This is a genomic window from Micromonospora sp. NPDC047756 (assembly GCF_055587245.1).
This window is the reverse complement of record NZ_JBVJGQ010000005.1, coordinates 719,482-736,461: the sequence shown is the minus strand read 5'-3', so window position 1 is coordinate 736,461 and position 16,980 is coordinate 719,482. Positions and strand designations below refer to the sequence as shown.

Annotated in this window: 16 protein-coding genes and 1 pseudogene; 10 read left to right on the top strand and 7 right to left on the bottom strand. The window is 71.7% G+C overall.

What is annotated here, in order from left to right; genetic code table 11:
• From ACZ6NZ_RS19975 to ACZ6NZ_RS19955, 5 genes and pseudogenes are all read right to left on the bottom strand, one after another.
• Positions 1-96: pseudogene (locus ACZ6NZ_RS19975) on the bottom strand (peptide-methionine (S)-S-oxide reductase MsrA); the annotation flags it as partial.
• A 42-nt stretch (positions 97-138) separates the two neighbouring features.
• Positions 139-792, bottom strand: a complete 654-nt coding sequence (locus tag ACZ6NZ_RS19970; protein ID WP_465859477.1) for a nucleotidyl transferase AbiEii/AbiGii toxin family protein — start codon at positions 790-792, stop codon at positions 139-141.
• A gap of 3 nt (positions 793-795) precedes the next feature.
• Positions 796-1,137: a hypothetical protein gene (locus ACZ6NZ_RS19965; protein ID WP_465859476.1), complete on the bottom strand. Its 342-nt coding sequence runs from the start codon at positions 1,135-1,137 to the stop codon at positions 796-798.
• 40 nt (positions 1,138-1,177) lie between these two features.
• Entirely contained in the window at positions 1,178-1,840 is a 663-nt protein-coding gene (gene msrA, locus ACZ6NZ_RS19960; RefSeq protein WP_366610339.1) for a peptide-methionine (S)-S-oxide reductase MsrA, read from the bottom strand.
• 76 nt (positions 1,841-1,916) lie between these two features.
• Complete coding sequence (locus tag ACZ6NZ_RS19955; protein ID WP_465859475.1) at positions 1,917-2,339, bottom strand: HIT family protein; 423 nt, start codon at positions 2,337-2,339, stop codon at positions 1,917-1,919.
• 141 nt (positions 2,340-2,480) lie between these two features.
• On the opposite strand from ACZ6NZ_RS19955, the gene ACZ6NZ_RS19950 reads away from it, so the two are divergent.
• The 4 genes from ACZ6NZ_RS19950 (at position 2,481) to ilvA (ending at position 7,488) form a co-directional block, all read left to right on the top strand.
• Positions 2,481-3,524 carry a YncE family protein gene (locus ACZ6NZ_RS19950; protein ID WP_465859474.1) on the top strand — a complete coding sequence of 348 codons (1,044 nt, stop codon included), beginning with the start codon at positions 2,481-2,483 and terminating at the stop codon, positions 3,522-3,524.
• 109 nt (positions 3,525-3,633) lie between these two features.
• Positions 3,634-4,776 carry a cystathionine gamma-synthase gene (locus ACZ6NZ_RS19945; RefSeq protein ID WP_355005630.1) on the top strand — a complete coding sequence of 381 codons (1,143 nt, stop codon included), beginning with the start codon at positions 3,634-3,636 and terminating at the stop codon, positions 4,774-4,776.
• 13 nt (positions 4,777-4,789) lie between these two features.
• Positions 4,790-6,199, top strand: a complete 1,410-nt coding sequence (locus tag ACZ6NZ_RS19940) for an amidase (protein WP_366610344.1) — start codon at positions 4,790-4,792, stop codon at positions 6,197-6,199.
• A 68-nt stretch (positions 6,200-6,267) separates the two neighbouring features.
• A complete protein-coding gene (ilvA, locus tag ACZ6NZ_RS19935; protein WP_465859473.1) occupies positions 6,268-7,488 on the top strand; it encodes a threonine ammonia-lyase in 1,221 nt (406 codons plus the stop codon).
• Between the two features lie 97 nt (positions 7,489-7,585).
• Here ilvA and greA read toward each other — a convergent pair whose 3' ends face one another.
• Both greA and ACZ6NZ_RS19925 read right to left on the bottom strand, forming a co-directional pair.
• Positions 7,586-8,083 carry a transcription elongation factor GreA gene (greA, locus tag ACZ6NZ_RS19930; RefSeq protein WP_366610346.1) on the bottom strand — a complete coding sequence of 166 codons (498 nt, stop codon included), beginning with the start codon at positions 8,081-8,083 and terminating at the stop codon, positions 7,586-7,588.
• 156 nt (positions 8,084-8,239) lie between these two features.
• Positions 8,240-8,680 (bottom strand): DUF4307 domain-containing protein, encoded by a 441-nt coding sequence (locus ACZ6NZ_RS19925; protein WP_465859472.1) that lies wholly within the window; start codon positions 8,678-8,680, stop codon positions 8,240-8,242.
• A gap of 203 nt (positions 8,681-8,883) precedes the next feature.
• On the opposite strand from ACZ6NZ_RS19925, the gene mca reads away from it, so the two are divergent.
• From mca to purE, 6 genes are all read left to right on the top strand, one after another.
• Positions 8,884-9,765, top strand: a complete 882-nt coding sequence (gene mca / locus ACZ6NZ_RS19920; RefSeq protein ID WP_091394187.1) for a mycothiol conjugate amidase Mca — start codon at positions 8,884-8,886, stop codon at positions 9,763-9,765.
• A gap of 48 nt (positions 9,766-9,813) precedes the next feature.
• The gene (locus ACZ6NZ_RS19915) at positions 9,814-10,107 is read left to right on the top strand and encodes a hypothetical protein (protein WP_238666652.1); all 294 of its coding nucleotides are present in this window, start codon (positions 9,814-9,816) and stop codon (positions 10,105-10,107) included.
• A 179-nt stretch (positions 10,108-10,286) separates the two neighbouring features.
• The gene (locus tag ACZ6NZ_RS19910) at positions 10,287-12,818 is read left to right on the top strand and encodes a putative bifunctional diguanylate cyclase/phosphodiesterase (protein WP_465859471.1); all 2,532 of its coding nucleotides are present in this window, start codon (positions 10,287-10,289) and stop codon (positions 12,816-12,818) included.
• A 52-nt stretch (positions 12,819-12,870) separates the two neighbouring features.
• The gene (locus tag ACZ6NZ_RS19905) at positions 12,871-14,907 is read left to right on the top strand and encodes a thioredoxin domain-containing protein (RefSeq protein WP_465859470.1); all 2,037 of its coding nucleotides are present in this window, start codon (positions 12,871-12,873) and stop codon (positions 14,905-14,907) included.
• A gap of 121 nt (positions 14,908-15,028) precedes the next feature.
• Entirely contained in the window at positions 15,029-16,204 is a 1,176-nt protein-coding gene (locus ACZ6NZ_RS19900) for a 5-(carboxyamino)imidazole ribonucleotide synthase (RefSeq protein ID WP_465859469.1), read from the top strand.
• A 201-nt stretch (positions 16,205-16,405) separates the two neighbouring features.
• Positions 16,406-16,903 (top strand): 5-(carboxyamino)imidazole ribonucleotide mutase, encoded by a 498-nt coding sequence (gene purE, locus ACZ6NZ_RS19895; RefSeq protein WP_465859468.1) that lies wholly within the window; start codon positions 16,406-16,408, stop codon positions 16,901-16,903.
• The last annotated feature ends 77 nt before the right edge of the window (positions 16,904-16,980 follow it).

Genomic DNA, 16,980 nt, shown 5'->3' with positions numbered 1-16,980 from the left:
GGCCACGCCGACCGGGCAGCTCAGCCCGTTCGGGCCGTGGTTGCAGTACCCGTTCGGGTTCTTGGTCGGCGCCAGGTACTGCTGGTGGTAGTCCTGGTAGCCGCCGAGCGAGGCGGATCTCGGCCTCAGTCGTAGTGCCTACGGAGCGTCGGTGAGCTCGCGTCGCCAGTGCGCGAAACGCTCGCGGAGAGCGGGTAGCTCGGCGGCCGGTATCCCGTAGCAGTCGAAGTCCGCGTCAGTGATCTGGGTCAACGCCCCCAGGGCGTCTGCGAAGGCACGCGGCTCGAAGCCGGGATCCGCAGCCGCGGCCAGCTCGAGCAGGCGTTGCCTCGTGTACCGGCCGCTGAGGAGGGCGGCGTCCACGTCGAGGTAGTCCCGAGCTTCGGCGCGGCCGAAGAGTGCACACATCTTGTTGGCGACGGCGTCGTCGGGATGGAGAACAGGGCCGACGGTGGACATCACGGGCTCGTGCGCTCGCCAGTCCGCCGACATCTCCAGCTTGTCCGGCTCGCCGTCCGGATCGCTACGGTCCGTCACGAGCAGACGGGCGAACGTGTCGTTCCGAATCAGGATGGTGATCGCGTATCGGTGTTCTTCCAGAGCGACGATGACGTTGTCGACCGCTTCCGGGAACGAGGCGCGCAGGTGCCAGGCCGTGAAGAGATCCACATCGCCGCTGAGTCGACTGCCCATGCCGTGCGCGCTCACCGCGTAGCCACCGGCCAGAGCGAAGCCAAATCGGCCGGCAGCCGCGAGGGCGACTCGAGTGATCTTGATGTGGCTCGGCAGCATCGTTCAGGCGGCGCGTCGAGGGGCACTGTCGAGTTCGGGGAAGCGTTCTTCCCAGGCTCGGCGCACGGCTTGAGGCAACCACATCGACGGCCAGAGCTGGATCAGGGCGTCGCGGCTGACATAGGTGTAGAGGTCGGCCGGGCTGGCAGCCTCGTTGAGGACCGTCCGGTACAGGTCGCCAACGCGTCCGGGCTGGGCGAGGTCGTAACGGGAGTTGCCGGACCATTTCAGGTGGCGTGGTAGATCTATGACCCCGGACGTGGGCCCGCGAAGTTCATCGAGGGTTTCGGGCACGACGACCGGCTTGGCGTAACCGTGCGGACGGTTGGCGCTGTCGCTGCTCATCGTGCCCTCCCATGCGTCCGAATCAGGCTAACGCCTCGATTCAGCCCCCGACACGGGCCACGCCGACCGGGCAGCTCAGCCCGTTCGGGCCGTGGTTGCAGTACCCGTTCGGGTTCTTGGTCGGCGCCAGGTACTGCTGGTGGTAGTCCTCGGCGAAGTAGTAGCTGCCGAGCGGGGCGATCTCGGTGGTGATCGCGCCCTTGCCGGCCCGCGTCACGATCGGCTGGAACGCGTCGCGGGACGACTCCGCGATGGTCCGCTGCTCGTCGGTGGTCGTGTAGATCGCCGAGCGGTACTGGGTGCCCACGTCGTTGCCCTGGCGCATGCCCTGGGTCGGGTCGTGGTTCTCCCAGAAGACCTTCAGCAGATCCTCGTAGTTGATCTTGCTGGGGTCGTACACCACCTGGACGACCTCGGCGTGCCCGGTCCGGCCGGAACACGTCTCCTCGTACGTCGGGTTCTTGGTGATGCCACCCGCGTAGCCGGCGGAGGTGGTGTAGACGCCGGGCAGCGTCCAGAACAGCCGCTCGGCACCCCAGAAACAGCCCATGCCGAAGACCGCGACCTGGAGGCCCTCAGGGAACGGGCCCTGCAACGGGGTGCCCAGCACCTCGTGGCGGTCGGCGACCGGCATGGCGATCGGACGGCCCGGCAGGGCCTGGTCGGGCGAGACCATTTCGGCGTTCATACGGCGCAAAAACACGGTGGGGATCTCCTCTCGTACCTCTCCCAGCGTGTAACACCGGAGGGTCCAGCTTCCTTACCCGCGTGACAGTCGGTCAGGCCCCGCTCGGGAGCGCTGCCGCGATCCGGTCCGCGTACGTCTGGGCCTCGGTGTCGTCGTCGTACCGGGTGCGCGGCCAGAAGAAGCCCCGCAAACCGTCGCCCTTGGTACGCGGAACCACGTGGGTGTGCAGGTGGGGCACCGATTGGGACACCTTGTTGTTCATCGCCACGAACGTCCCACCGGCGCCGAGAGCGGTCTCGACCGCCACCGCCAGCCGCTGCACCAGGGCGAAGTAGGCGGGCAGCAGGTCGGCCGGCAACTCCGCCAGGGTCACCAGGTGCGGCCGGGGCACCACCAGGACGTGCCCCTTGAACACCGGGCGGGTGTCCAGGAACGCCACCCCGTCCGGGGTGTCGGCCACCCGGAACGCCGGCACCTCGCCCGTCACGATCCCGCAGAACACGCAACCGCTCATCGGGTCAGGCTATGCCGGCGGCCTCGCGGGTCACGGCGCCCCCCACGCCAGAACCGACTGTGATAATCATCTACGTGAATGAATGAGTGCCTGGCGATCCCGGCCGTCGGCGTCCGCGTCGACGCTCTGAGAGGACGAAGCTTGCAGATCAGAAGAGGTCTCACCCTGGCGTTGGCGGCGCTGACCGCCGGGCTGCTCACCGGCACGGCCCCGGGCCCCGCCCAGGCGGCCGCCGCGCAGACCGCCACCCCACTGCCGCTGAACACGGTGGCCGACGTGGTGTCGGCCGGTGACCGGGTCTTCGTCAGCGGTGGCAGCTCCGCCACCGAAGTCGTGGTGACCAGCGCGGCGGGCGCCGTGGTCGGCACGCTGTCGGGCCTGCCCGGCCCCACCGACCTGCTGCTCAGCGCCGACCGGCGGACCCTCTACGTGGCGCTGCCCACCGCCAACGCCATCGCCGCCTTCGACACCGGCTCACTGGTCGAGTCGGCCCGCTACGACACCGGCGCGGGCGAGTGCCCGTCGTCGCTGGCGTTGACCGGCCGGTACCTGTGGTTCGGCTACGGCTGCGACCAGTGGGGTGGCAACATCGGCCAGATCGACCTGGGACGGCAGCCGGCCCGAGTGACGACGGGGATGGCCACCACCCAGGACTTCTACGGCGCTCCGCTGCTGGCTGCCGCCAGCCAGAACCGAGCGGTGCTGTTGGCCGGGCAGGTCTCGTTGAGCCCGGCGTCGGTCTACGCGTACGCGCTCGGAGCCGGGGGAACGCTGACCCTGCTGCGGGCCAACGAGTGGACGGTTGTCGGCAGCAACCTGCGGGACATCGCCCTCGATCCGACCGGCGCCACCCTCTACACGGCGGCCGGCGCCCCGTACGAGGTGCAGGCGTTCCCGTTCGCCGACATCACCACCCCCTCGGCGATCTTCCCCACCGGCCCCTACCCGGCCGCCGTCGAGCCGTCCCGCGACGGGACCAGGATCGCCGCGGCGGCGGACACCTCGTACCTGTTCGTCTATCAGCCGGACGGCACCGAACTGACCCGGTTCGTGCTGGGCGGCGGTGAGCTGGCCCCGGGTGGGCTGGCCTGGTCGCCGAACGGCGCACGGCTCTACGCGCTCTCCTACGACTGGGCCGGGCGGAACCCGGCGACACTGCACGTCCTGCCCGTACCGGCCGGCTGATCGACCGTCGGCCCCTGGCTGGCACGTGGGGGCCGGGCCGGAAGGTCCGGCCCCAGCGGGAGCGCGGGTTCCGTTCCAGCCTTCGGGACGGGGCACTAGCCTCACCAGAATGAGTCACGGCTTCGAGACGCTCGCCATCCACGCCGGTCAGGACCCCGAGGCCCGCACCGGCGCGGTGATACCACCGATCTACCAGACCAGCACGTACGCCCAGGACGCCGTCGGCGCACCTCGCCTCGGGTACGAGTACAGCCGCTCCGGCAACCCGACCCGTGACGCGCTCCAGGAGTGCCTGGCGGCGCTGGAGGGCGGGCCGGTCGGGCTCGCCTTCGCCAGCGGCCTCGCGGCGGAGGACACCCTGCTGCGGGCCGTGTGCCAGCCCGGTGACCACGTGGTGATCCCGGACGACGCGTACGGCGGCACGTACCGGCTCTTCGCCCGGGTCGCGCAGCGCTGGGGCCTGGAGTTCAGCCCGGCCAAGGTCTCCGACCCGGACGCGGTCCGGGCGGCGGTGCAGCCCGGCCGTACGAAGATCGTCTGGGTGGAGACGCCGACCAACCCGCTGCTCGGCATCGCCGACATCGCCGCCCTGGCCGCCGTGGCGCACGACGCGGGCGCCCTGCTGGTGGTGGACAACACCTTCGCCTCGCCCTACCTGCAGCAGCCGATCGCCTTCGGCGCGGACGTGGTGGTGCACTCCACCACCAAGTACGTCGGCGGGCACTCCGACGTGGTCGGTGGCGCCCTCGTCGTCGCCGACGCCGGACTCGGCGAGGAGTTGCGCTACCACCAGAACGCGATGGGTGCGATCAACGGCCCGTTCGACGCCTGGCTCACCCTGCGCGGCATCAAGACCCTCGGGGTACGCATGGATCGGCACTGCGACAACGCCGAGCGGCTCGCCGCGTACCTCGACGGTCACGCCAAGGTCGCCCAGGTGCTCTATCCGGGGCTGCCCTCGCACCCCGGTCACGAGGTGGCCGCCAAGCAGATGCGCCGGTTCGGCGGCATGATCTCGTTCCGCGCCGCCGGTGGTGAGGACCACGCCGTCGAGATCTGCAACCGGGCCAAGCTCTTCGTGCTCGCCGAGTCGCTGGGTGGCGTGGAGTCCCTGATCGAGCACCCGGGTCGGATGACACACGCAAGTGCTGCCGGCTCGCCGCTTGAAGTTCCCGGCGATCTCGTGCGACTGTCTGTCGGCATCGAGACGGTCGACGACCTACTCGCCGATCTGGAGCAGGCACTGGGCTGACCGCTGGGGAAGGATGGCCGTGCAGGACATCATGGCGACCTGGGTCGGAGCGACCGCCAAGCAGATCGCCCGGGGCGTACGCCGAGGGGACGTCTCGGCGACCCAGGTCGTCGCCGACCACCTCGAGTACATCTCCCGAGCCGACCGTGAGCTGGCCGCGTTCCGCGCCGTTCGCGGCGGTGAGGCGATCACCGAGGCGGAGAAGGTCGACGAGCAGGAGGACCTGGCCAACCTGCCGCTGGCCGGGGTTCCGGTGGCGGTCAAGGAGAACACCCCGGTCGCCGGCCTGCCCACCTGGAACGGGTCGGCCGCTGCCCGCACCGACGTGGCGGAGGCCGACCACGAGGTGGTGCGCCGGCTGCGCGGCGCCGGCGCGGTGATCCTCGGCGTGACCCGAATGCCGGAGCTGGGGCTGTGGGCGCTGACCGACGACGACAGCGCGGTGACCCGTAACCCGTGGGACAGCACGCGTACCCCCGGTGGGTCCTCCGGTGGTGCCGCCGCCGCGGTCGCGGCCGGGCTGGTGCCGATGGCGCACGCCAACGACGGTCTCGGCTCGATCCGGATTCCGGCGGCCTGCTGCGGACTCGTCGGGCTCAAGCCGGGTCGGGGCGTGGTCCCCTGCCAGCTCGGGGCGGACGACTGGTTCGGCCTCACCGAACACGGCATGTTGACCAGCACGGTCGCCGACGCGGCGGTGGGCTTCTCGGTGCTCGCCGGCCGGCGTCCGGAAAAGCTGGTGCCCCCGCAGCGGCTGCGGGTGGGTGTCTCGCTGCGCTCCCCGGTGCGCGGTGTCGCACCGGACGCGCCGAACCGGGACGCGGTCGCCGCCGCCGGTCGGCTCCTCGCCGCCGCCGGGCACGACACCGTGCCGGCCGATCCGGTCTACCCGACCGCGCTCGGCCTGCAGGGCATCGCGACCTGGCTCGCCGCTGCCGCGACCGATGTCCGGGCCTCCGGTCTGGACCGGCGTGGGCTGCAACGGCGTACCCGGCGACACGTCGCGCTCGGCGAGTGGGCGCAGCGTCGCGGCTACGTGCGGGAGGCGGACCGGGCCGCCTGGCGGCAACGGTCGGTCGACTTCTTCACGGACCACTCGGTCGACCTGCTCCTCACCCCGGCGCTGGCCAGCCCGCCACCGGAGGCGGCTCGCTGGTCGGAGCGGTCCTGGCGGGCGAACATGACAGCCAACATCCGGTACGCCCCGTACGCCGCACCCTGGAACATCGCCGGCCTGCCGGCGGTCGTCGTGCCGGTCGGACGCCGCCCCGACGGCCTGCCGGTCGCCGTGCAGCTGGTCGGCCCGCCCGGTTCGGAGCTGCTGCTGCTCGGTGTGGCCGGGCAGTTCGAGATGGCCGCCCCGTGGACGCGCCACGCCCCCGGTTATCCCCGCGTCGAGACGGGGTCGACGGCCACCGCGTGATCGTCTCCCGCACGTCTCGCACCGGTGTCGCCGCCGGGTGCCCCGGGGGCGAATGGCACGATCGGGGCATGACGGAACTGGTCGGTCTCGACGACGTGCGGGCCGCACGGGAGTTGCTCGCTGGCGTCACCCGCACCACCCCGCTTGAGCCCTCCCGGCCGCTCAGCGCGGCGCTGGGCGGGCCGACGTGGCTCAAGTGCGAGAACGTGCAGCGCGCCGGCTCGTACAAGGTGCGGGGCGCGTACGTGCGGATCTCCCGGTTGTCGGCCGCGGAGCGGGAGCGCGGGGTGGTCGCGGCGAGCGCGGGCAACCACGCGCAGGGCGTGGCTCTCGCCGCCGGCCTGGTCGGGACGCACGCCACCGTCTTCATGCCGGTCAACGCGCCGCTGCCGAAGATGGCCGCCACCAAGGGGTACGGCGCGCAGGTCGAGTTGGCCGGAAACACGGTCGACGAGTCGCTGGTCGCGGCACACACGTACGCCGAGCGCACCGGAGCGGTGCTGATCCACCCGTTCGACCACCCCGATGTGATCGCCGGGCAGGGCACCGTGGCGCTGGAGATCCTCGAACAGTGCCCGGACGTGAAGACGATCATCACCGGGGTGGGTGGCGGCGGTCTGATCTCGGGCATGGCGGTGGCCGCCAAGGCGTTGCGCCCGGACGTCCGGATCATCGGCGTGCAGGCGGCCGGTGCGGCGGCGTTCCCGCCCTCACTGGTGGCCGGGGAACCGGTCCGGCTGCCCATCTTCTCCACGATCGCCGACGGCATCGCGGTCGGCCGGCCGGGCGAGATCACCTTCAACCACGTGCGCAAGCTGGTCGACGAGATCGTCACGGTCTCCGAGGAGGACATCTCCCGGGCCCTGCTGATGCTGCTGGAGCGGGGCAAGCAGGTGGTCGAGCCGGCCGGTGCGGTCGGGGTGGCCGCGCTGCTGGCCGGTGTGGTCGAGGTGGAGACGCCGGTGGTCGCGGTGCTCTCCGGCGGCAACATCGACCCGCTGCTGATGATGCGGGTGATCGAGCACGGGTTGGCCGCCGCAGGCCGCTACCTGCGGGTGACCGTGCGCTGTTCGGATCGGCCGGGGCAGCTCGCATCGCTGCTCAGCCAGATCGCCGAGCACCGGGCCAACGTGGTGGACGTGGAACACCAGCGGGCCAACCCGCACCTCAGCCTCGGTGAGGTGGAGGTGGCGCTGTCGGTGGAGACCCGTGGTGTCGAGCATTCGGACACCCTGATCAGCGCTCTGCGGGCCAGCGGCTACCAGGTGGTCTTCGCGGCCGAGGCGTGACACCTGTGGGTGCCACGCCTCGGATGCGCGGTGTGTCGGCAGCGGGGTGCCGGCGTCGGTCGGCCCGGCCGGCAGCGGGTGACGCGATCGGCGACGGTCAGCCGGAGAACGGCTCGAAGCTGACCACTGTCACCTTGATGTCGGCGCCGCTGGGCGCCGTGTAGGTGCAGGTCTGCCCGGCGCGGCCGCCCAGGATCGCCTTGCCCAGCGCGGACTCGGGGCTGTAGACGGTCAGGTCGGTGGTGGCGGCGATCTCCCGGGAACCGAGCAAAAAGGTCTCGGTGTCGCTCGTGTCGTCGTCGAAGTAGATCGTCACCACCATGCCGGGCGACACCGCGTCCGCCGTCGGCGCCGCGCCGACCTTCGCGGTGCGCAGCAGCTCCTGGAGGTAGCGGATGCGACCCTCGGCCTTGCCCTGCTCCTCGCGGGCGGCGTGGTAGCCGCCGTTCTCCTTCAGGTCGCCCTCCTCGCGCCGAGCGTTGATCTCGGCTGCGATCACCGGACGGTTGGCGATGTGCTCGTCGAGCTCGGCCTGGAGGCGGTCGTACGCGTCCTGGGACAGCCAGGTGGCGGGCGCCTCGTTGCCAGTGGACACAGGCGTTCTCCTCAGTTGTGCGTGGCTGGCTGACAGGTGAACTACCAAGTTACCAGTGCGGTACGACACAGCGTGTCGGCCATCACCGCCGGTGTCCGGATCACACACCGGGGGTGAACGCCCCGCCAGCCCCGGTTCTGGTGGTGTTTCGGCAGCTCAGGAGGGTGCTCGGCAGCGCAGGACCTCACCGATGAACGGCCGCGCGGTGGTGGCCAGGCGGTGCCGGGTCGTGACGTGCCGATCCCCGGGATCGGCGGTCACGGTGACCTCTTCGCGGCCGACCTCGGCGCCGGCGCGGTCTCGGGCGCGCAGCACGCAGACCGCTGACCCACCGGACGGGACCGTCACCCGAAAGTCGACAAGCACCTGCCTGTCGGTGATGTCGGTGTAAGTGATCACCTGGGCGTCGTAGACCGGGTCGCCGTACTGGCGGTAGAGCCGGACCGAGATCACGGTCAGCGTCGCGACGAGCGCCAACAGCGCCAGCGCGGCCAGCAGCGTACGGCGGCGCTTTCCGCCCGGTGCCCGACGGCGGCCGTAGCGCCCGGCCGGGAATACCGGCGCGCCTGGTGAAATTGTGGCGTGCGTCTCGGTCACCGGCGGGTATCTCCTGGCGTTGTTGTCGGCGGCATCGGCAAGAATGACAGAGCCCCATCCTCCCACCCGGCCCCGCGGCAGGAATGGCAGGTCATGCCCGGCGCTGGTGGCCGGTGACAGGGTGCGGTGAGAAAAGATCCCGGCAGGTCAGCCGGTCGAGCCCGGTCGGGTCCACCGCCCGGCACAGACGAGGAGCGCCGAAGTTGGCAGAGCAACTGCGTCTCATGGCCGTGCACGCGCACCCGGACGACGAGTCGAGCAAGGGCGCGGCGACGACGGCGAAATATGTCGCTCAGGGGGTGGACGTCCTGGTCGTGACGTGCACCGGTGGCGAGCGCGGGAGCGTGCTCAACCCCAAGCTCGACCGACCCGACGTCTGGGCGAACATCGGCGAGATCCGGCGTGCCGAGATGGACGCCGCACGGGCGATCCTCGGCGTCGACCAGGCCTGGCTGGGCTTCGTCGACTCGGGTCTACCCGAGGGCGACCCGCTGCCGCCGCTGCCCGAGGGCTGTTTCGCCCTCCAGGACGTCGAGGTCGCCGCGGGCCCGCTGGTGCGGTTGATGCGCGAGTTCCGTCCGCACGTGGTGACCACGTACGACGAGGAGGGTGGCTACCCGCACCCCGACCACATCATGTGCCACAAGGTGAGCGTGGCCGCGTTCGAGGCCGCCGGTGACCCGGAGCGCTACCCGGAGCTGGGCGCGCCCTGGCAGCCGCTGAAGCTCTACTACGACATCGGCTTCTCCAAGGGCAAAATCATGGCCTTGCACGAGGGCATGTTGGCCGCCGGTCTGGAGTCGCCCTACGAGGAGTGGCTCAAGCGGTGGGAGGACCGCCCCGACAAGGGCCCGCGGATCACCACCCGGGTCGAGTGCGCCGAGTACTTCCCGGTCCGCGACGACGCGCTGCGCGCCCACGCCACCCAGGTCGACCCGGACGGCTTCTGGTTCCACGTGCCGATGGAGCTCCAGCAGCGCGCCTGGCCGACCGAGGACTACGAGCTGGCCCGGTCGATGGTCGACAGCCCGCTGCCCGAGTCCGACCTCTTCGCCGGGGTGCGGGAGACGGCGCACGCGCGCTGATTCCCGGCGGGGCTACCCTGGTTACCAACCGCACATCGGAGGAACGCCATGCTGACCGCTGCCCAGGTGCTCGCGGAGAACAACTTCGGGGACACCCGCACGGGTGGTCTGGCCGGGCCGATGGGCCTCTTCCTCATCCTGCTGCTGGCCACCGCGACCATTCTGCTGATCCGCAACATGAACGCCCGGCTGCGCCGTCTGCCGGACCGTTTCCCCCAGCAGTCCGGGCCGACCGACCCGACCAGGGCCGATGCCACAGTCGTCGATCCGACAGACGGGACCGGGGGGCGTGATTCATCCACGCCCGCTCCCAACGGGCACCAGCAGCACCTGAACGGGTAGTCCGCGCGTGAATCACGCCGAACCGGGTGGTCGCCCCCTGTTGCGACCACCCGGTTTGGCTTAGCCTTCCGCCGGGGGGACCAAAAGTCTCCGAGCCGTGTGCGGGAGGGGGCGCCGATGACCAGCACAGCACCGGCCGCCCACCGCGACGTCGGTCGGTCGGCTGACGGGGACGGTCGATGACCTCCGGTCCGGCCGGCGACCCGTTCGATCGGCTCGGGGTGCGTGGCACACCGGGCCGGCTGCTCGTGCTCACCGCCGCCGTCACGCTGACCGCCCTGGCCGCCGCCGCGGTCGGGCTGACCCTCCCGGTCCGGCTGCCGGCCGACGACCCCCTCGGCGGTCCGGCCCGGTTCGGCATCGCCGTCGCCGTCCTGGCCCTCGCCCAGCTCGCCCGGCTGCGATTCCGCTCGGCCGCCGGCATGGTCAGCATCACCTGGGGCGAGGCGGCCCTGATCGTCTGTCTCTACCTGACTCCAGCCGGCTGGCTCCCGTCCGCCACGCTGCTCGGCACCGGGCTGGCCTGGACGCTGCTGTCACTGCACAGCGACCGCCGTCCGGCCCTGGAGATCGTCCGGATCGCCGCTTCGCTGGCCGCCGCGTCGGCCCTGGCCGTCTCCGTGACCACCGCGCTCGGGCGGCCCCTGCTCTCGCCACCCACCCCGACCCTGGCGCTGGCCGTGATCGCCGGTTCGGTGACGTACCTCCTGGTGACCGCCTGGCTGGGCGGCGTGACGCTGGGTCTGCGGCACGGGCTGCCGATCGGGCCGCCGCTGCTCGCCGCGCTGCGTGGCAAGCTGCTGATGTTCGTCGGCAACGTGGCGGTCGGCCTCGTGGTGGTCGCCCTTCTGGAACTCGACCCACGCTGGTTGCTGCTGCTACCGCCGCTGCTGTGGCTGTTGCAGCAGACCTACCGTTACCGGCTGCGCTCCGATCAGGAGCGGCGCACCTGGCGTGCCTTCGCCGAGGCCACCGCGGCCCTCAATCAGCTCGACGAGCGGGGCGTGGCAAGCGCGGCGGTCACCGGGGCGCTGACCCTGTTCAACGCCGAGCTGGTGGACGTCGACGTGGCCCGTGCCGACGGCCGGTGGCACCGCTACCGGGGCGACGCCAGCGGTCAGCTGGTCGACCGGGAGACCAGCCCGCCGGACCAGTCGGAGCCGGACGAGCACGAGCTGAGCCGGTCGCTGTCGGTCGGTGCCACGCCGGTCGGTCGGCTTCGGGTGCGGTTCCCCCGCTCGGCCCCACCCACGGCCCGGGAACGTGACGCGGTGGCCGCGTTCGGCGACGCCCTCGCCGCCGCCCTGCACGACGCCGCGACCCACCACGAGCTGCGGCTGGTGACCGCCCGGTCGTCGTACGAGGCGGTGCACGACCCGCTCACCGGGCTCGCCAACCGGGCGGCGATGCTGAGCAAGGGCGACCAGTCGCTGCGACAGCTCGGCCACGACCACCCGGTGGCGCTGTTGCTGCTGGACATCAACCAGTTCAAGGAAGTCAACGACACCCTCGGTCACGCGGCGGGTGACCAGCTACTGCGACTGACCGCGAACCGGCTCAACGCGCTGGTCCGCGCCGGTGACCTGCTCGGTCGGCTCGGCGGCGACGAGTTCGCCCTGCTGCTCACGGCGGCGCCGGTGCTCGGTGACCGGGCCGCCCCGATGGCCCACGCGTTGCGCCAGGCCCGCGAGATCGCCGAACGGCTGGCCGCACCGACCGAGGTGGCCGGCGTACGGATGTCCATCGAGGTATCGGTCGGGGTGGTGGTGGCCGCCGCGGGCACCGCGGACCTGACCGAGCTGCTGCGTCGGGCCGACATCGCGATGTACCAGGCCAAGGAGGGCGGGGGCAACGTCGCCGCGTACGACGGCACCCGCGACGCGGCCAGCACCGACCAGCTCGCCCTGCTGGCCGAGCTGCGGGAAGCGTTGACGGTCGACGATCAGCTGGTGCTGGCGTTGCAGCCGGCTGTCGACCTGGCCACGGGTGCGCCCACCGGGGTGGAGGCGCTGATCCGTTGGCAGCACCCCCGGCGTGGATGGCTGAATCCGTCCGACTTCATCCGGCCGGTGGAGAACAGCGAGCAACTCGGCACCTTCACCCGCTACGTGCTGAACAAGGCGCTGAGCGTGGCCGCCGGGTGGGCCCGGGACGGGCTGGACGTGCCGATCTCGGTCAACCTCTCGGCGCGCAGTCTCCTCGACCCCCGGTTGCCGGCGGAGATCGCCGAGGCGTTGCGCCGCCACCAGGTGCCGCCGCACCGGCTCGTCCTGGAGATCACCGAGACGGTGGTGATGAGCGAGCTGGAGGTCATCGACGAGGTGCTGGCGACGCTCCGGTCGATGGGCGTGCAACTCGCTGTCGACGACTTCGGCACCGGCTTCTCGTCGCTGACCTTCCTCACCCGGATCGCGGTGGACGAGTTGAAGGTGGACCGCTCCTTCGTCATCCGGATGGCCGACTCGCCGGAGGCCGCCGCGATCGTCCGGACGACCGTCGGCCTCGCTCACGAGTTGGGGTTGCGGGTGGTCGCCGAAGGCGTGGAGACCGCCGAGCAGCGAATGGCCTTGGCCGAGTTGGGTTGCACCTCCGCGCAGGGCTACCACTTCTTCAAGCCCATGCCGGCGGACAAGATCGGCGCGGTGCTGGGGTCGCTGCGCGACTCGGCGGAGTCGAACGTGTTCCGGCTCCGCGCAGACGGCGCGTCCTGACCGTCCGGGTGGACCCCGCGCGGTCCGCGCCGGGGCTGGCTATGGTCGTCAGGTGAACCGACTCGCCGAGGCCACCAGTCCGTACCTGCTCCAGCACGCCGACAACCCGGTCGACTGGTGGCCCTGGTCGGACGAGGCGTTCGCCGAGGCGAAGCGGCGGGACGTTCCGGTGCTCATCTCGGTGGGCTACGCGGCCTGCCACTGGTGTCACGTCATGGCGCATGAGTCGTTCGAGAACGAGCAGGTCGGCGCCCTGATGAACGACAACTTCGTGTCGATCAAGGTGGATCGCGAGGAACGTCCGGACGTGGACGCGATCTACATGACCGCCACCCAGGCGATGACCGGCCAGGGCGGTTGGCCGATGACCGTCTTCGCCACCCCGGACGGCACCCCGTTCTTCTGCGGCACCTACTTCCCGCGACCCAACTTCGTCCAGTTGCTCCAGTCGGTCGCCACCGCCTGGCGGGAGCAGCGCGAGGCGGTGCTGGGCCAGGGCGCCGCCGTGGTCGAGGCGATCGGCGGCGCGCAGGCCGTGGGCGGCCCCACCGCGCCACTGGACGCCCCGCTGCTCGACGCCGCGGCCGCGAAGCTGGCCAGCGAGTACGACGCCACGAACGGCGGGTTCGGTGGCGCCCCGAAGTTTCCGCCGCACATGAACCTGCTCTTCCTGCTGCGCCACCACCAGCGCACCGGTGACCCGGGCAGCCTGGAGATCACCCGGCACACGGCCGAGGCGATGGCCCGGGGCGGCATCTACGACCAGCTCGCGGGCGGCTTCGCCAGGTATTCGGTGGACGCGCACTGGACGGTGCCGCACTTCGAGAAGATGCTCTACGACAACGCGCTGCTGCTGCGGCTCTACACCCAACTGTGGCGACTCACCGGTGACCCGCTGGCCCGCCGGGTGGCTCGGGACACCGCCCGGTTCCTCGCCGACGAGCTGCACCGGCCCGGGCAGGGGTTCGCGTCCGCACTGGACGCCGACACCGACGGCGTCGAGGGGCTCACCTACGCCTGGACGCCGGCGCAGCTCGTGGAGGCGTTGGGCGAGGAGGACGGCCGGTTCGCCGCCGACCTGTTCACCGTCACCGACGACGGCACCTTCGAGAAGGGCATGAGCGTGCTGCGGCTCGCCCGGGACGTGGACGACGCCGCGCCCGAGGTGCGCGCCCGCTGGCAGCAGGTGGTCGGGCGACTCCTCGCCGCCCGGGACACCCGCCCCCAGCCGGCCCTCGACGACAAGGTGGTGGCCGCCTGGAACGGCCTGGCGATCACCGCCATCGCCGAGTTCCAGCAGGTCGCCGCCGGGTACGCGTCCCCGCAGGATCAGGACGCCAACCTGATGGACGGCGTCACCATCGTCGCCGACGGAGCGATGCGCCAGGCCGCCGAGCACCTGGCCACCGTGCACCTGGTGGACGGCCGGCTGCGCCGGGTCTCCCGCGACGGCAGGGTCGGCGAGCCGGCCGGCGTCCTGGAGGACTACGGCTGTGTCGCCGAGGCGTTCTGCGCGCTGCACCAACTCACCGGCGAGGGCCGCTGGCTGACCCTGGCCGGCGAACTGCTGGACACCGCCCTGGCGCACTTCGCCGCGCCCGGTGGCGCCTTCTACGACACCGCCGACGACGCGGAGCGGCTGGTCGCCCGCCCGGCCGACCCGACCGACAACGCCACCCCGTCCGGCCGGTCGGCGTTGATCGCCGGGCTGGTGGCGTACTCGGCGCTGACCGGAGAGACGCGCTACCGGGAGGCCGCCGAGGCGGCGCTCGGCACAGTCGCGCCGATCGTCGGTAAGCACCCCCGGTTCACCGGGTACGCGGCGACCGTCGGCGAGGCGTTGCTCTCCGGGCCGTACGAGATCGCCGTGGTCACCGACGACCCGGCCGGCGACCCCCTGGTGGCCGCCGCCCACCGGCACGCGCCGCCCGGGGCGGTGGTCGTCGCCGGGCGTCCGGACCAGCCGGGTGTGCCGCTGCTCGCCGACCGTCCGCTGGTCGAGGGGCGTTCCGCGGCGTACGTCTGCCGGGGTTTCGTCTGCCAGCGGCCGGTCACCTCGGTCGAGGAGCTGGTAGCCGAGCTGAGCTGAGCGCACGGCCACGCCCGGTAGTCACCCGCCCCGCCCGCCTGGTCGTCCCGCCAGCGCTTCCGAGGCGGGTCGCCGGCCCTCCCGGTGGGCCCGTCGGCGGCCCGGATAGGCTGGCCGCGCTATGGATTCCCGTACCGGTCTGCCAGTTGTCGGCATGGTGGGTGGCGGCCAGTTGGCCCGAATGACCCACCAGGCCGCGATCGCCCTCGGCCAGTCACTGCGTGTGCTCGCCACCGCCCCTGACGACGGCGCGGCACTGGTCGCCGCCGACGTCCAGTACGGCGACCACACCGATCTGGCCGCGCTGCGCACCTTCGCCAAGGGCTGCGACGTCGTCACCTTCGACCACGAGCACGTGCCCACCGAGCACATCCGCACACTGGCGGCGGAAGGGGTGCCCCTCTACCCGCCGGCGGACGCACTGCTGCACGCCCAGGACAAGCAGGTCATGCGGGAACGCCTGACCGAGCTGGGTGCGCCCAACCCGGCCTGGCGGCCGGTCGCGGAGCCCGCCGACCTCGTCGGCTTCGGCGAGCAGGTCGGCTGGCCGGTGGTGCTCAAGGCGGCTCGCGGTGGGTACGACGGCCGGGGCGTCTGGATGGTCGACGACGCCGCCCAGGCCACCGAGTTGGCGACCACGCTGCTCGCCGGTGGTACCCGGCTGATCGTCGAGGAGCGGGTGCCGCTGCGGCGGGAGCTGGCCGTCCAGGTGGCCCGTTCGCCGTTCGGTCAGGTGGCCGCGTACCCGGTGGTCGAGACCGTGCAGCGCGACGGCATCAACGTGGAGGTCCTCGCTCCGGCGCCCGGCCTGGACGAGGAGCTGGCGGTCTCCGCTCAGCAGCTCGCCATCGACCTGGCCACCGCGCTTGGTGTGATCGGGCTGCTGGCGGTGGAGTTGTTCGAGGTACGCGACGACGCCGGCCGGTCCGCGATCGTGGTCAACGAGCTGGCGATGCGACCGCACAACTCCGGGCACTGGACCATCGAGGGTGCCCGGACCTCGCAGTTCGAGCAGCACCTGCGGGCCGTGCTGGACTACCCGATGGGCGACACCGCGCTGACCGCCCCGGTGGTGGTGTCGGCCAACGTGCTCGGCGGCGAGCCGGGCGGGATGTCGATCGACGAGCGGTTGCACCACCTCTTCGCCGCCGAGCCCGGTGCCAAGGTGCACCTGTACGGCAAGCAGGTGCGACCTGGCCGCAAGATCGGGCACGTCACCGTGCTCGGTGACGACCTGGACGACCTGCGGGCGCGGGCCGCGCGGGCCGCGCGCTGGCTGCGCGAGGGCCACGAGTGAACCACAGTTTCCCGTGAGCCTTGGCCTTGGCTGAGCCTTGGTTGCGGTGACCGCTGGTTTCGGCTGAAGCGCGGTTTCGGGTGAGCGTTGGTGTCGGCTGAAGCGCGGTCTCGGGTGAGCGTTGGTCTCGGCTGAAGCGCGCTCTCTTGTGACGCACGGCATCGGGTGAAGCACGGTTTCGGGAACGAGGAGAGGGTCGCAGTGAGCACGGTTGGTTTGATCATGGGTAGCGACTCGGACTGGCCGACCATGCGGGCCGCGGCCGAGGTGTTGGATGACTTCGGCGTGGCCTACGAGGTCCGGGTGATCTCGGCGCACCGGACTCCGGTCGCGATGATCGAGTACGGTCGAGACGCTGCCGACCGGGGCCTCAAGGTGATCATCGCGGGGGCCGGGGGTGCCGCCGCTCTGCCCGGCATGGTGGCCTCGGTGACGCCGCTGCCAGTGATCGGCGTGCCGGTGCCGCTGAAGCACCTCGACGGCATGGACTCGCTGCTGTCCATCGTGCAGATGCCGGCCGGGATCCCGGTCGCCACCGTGTCGATCGGCAACGCCCGCAACGCCGGTCTGCTCGCCGTACGGATCCTGGGTGCCGCCGACGAGGACCTGCGCGCCAGGATGGCGACCTACCAGCAGGACCTGGAGAAGCTGGTGGCAACAAAGGAAGCCGCCCTCCAGGCAACCCTGCCCCAGCCCTAGCCCCCACAGCCCCGCCCCGCGAGCCCCGCCCCGCGAGCCCCGCCCCGCGAGCCCCGCCCCGCGAGCCCCGCCCCGCG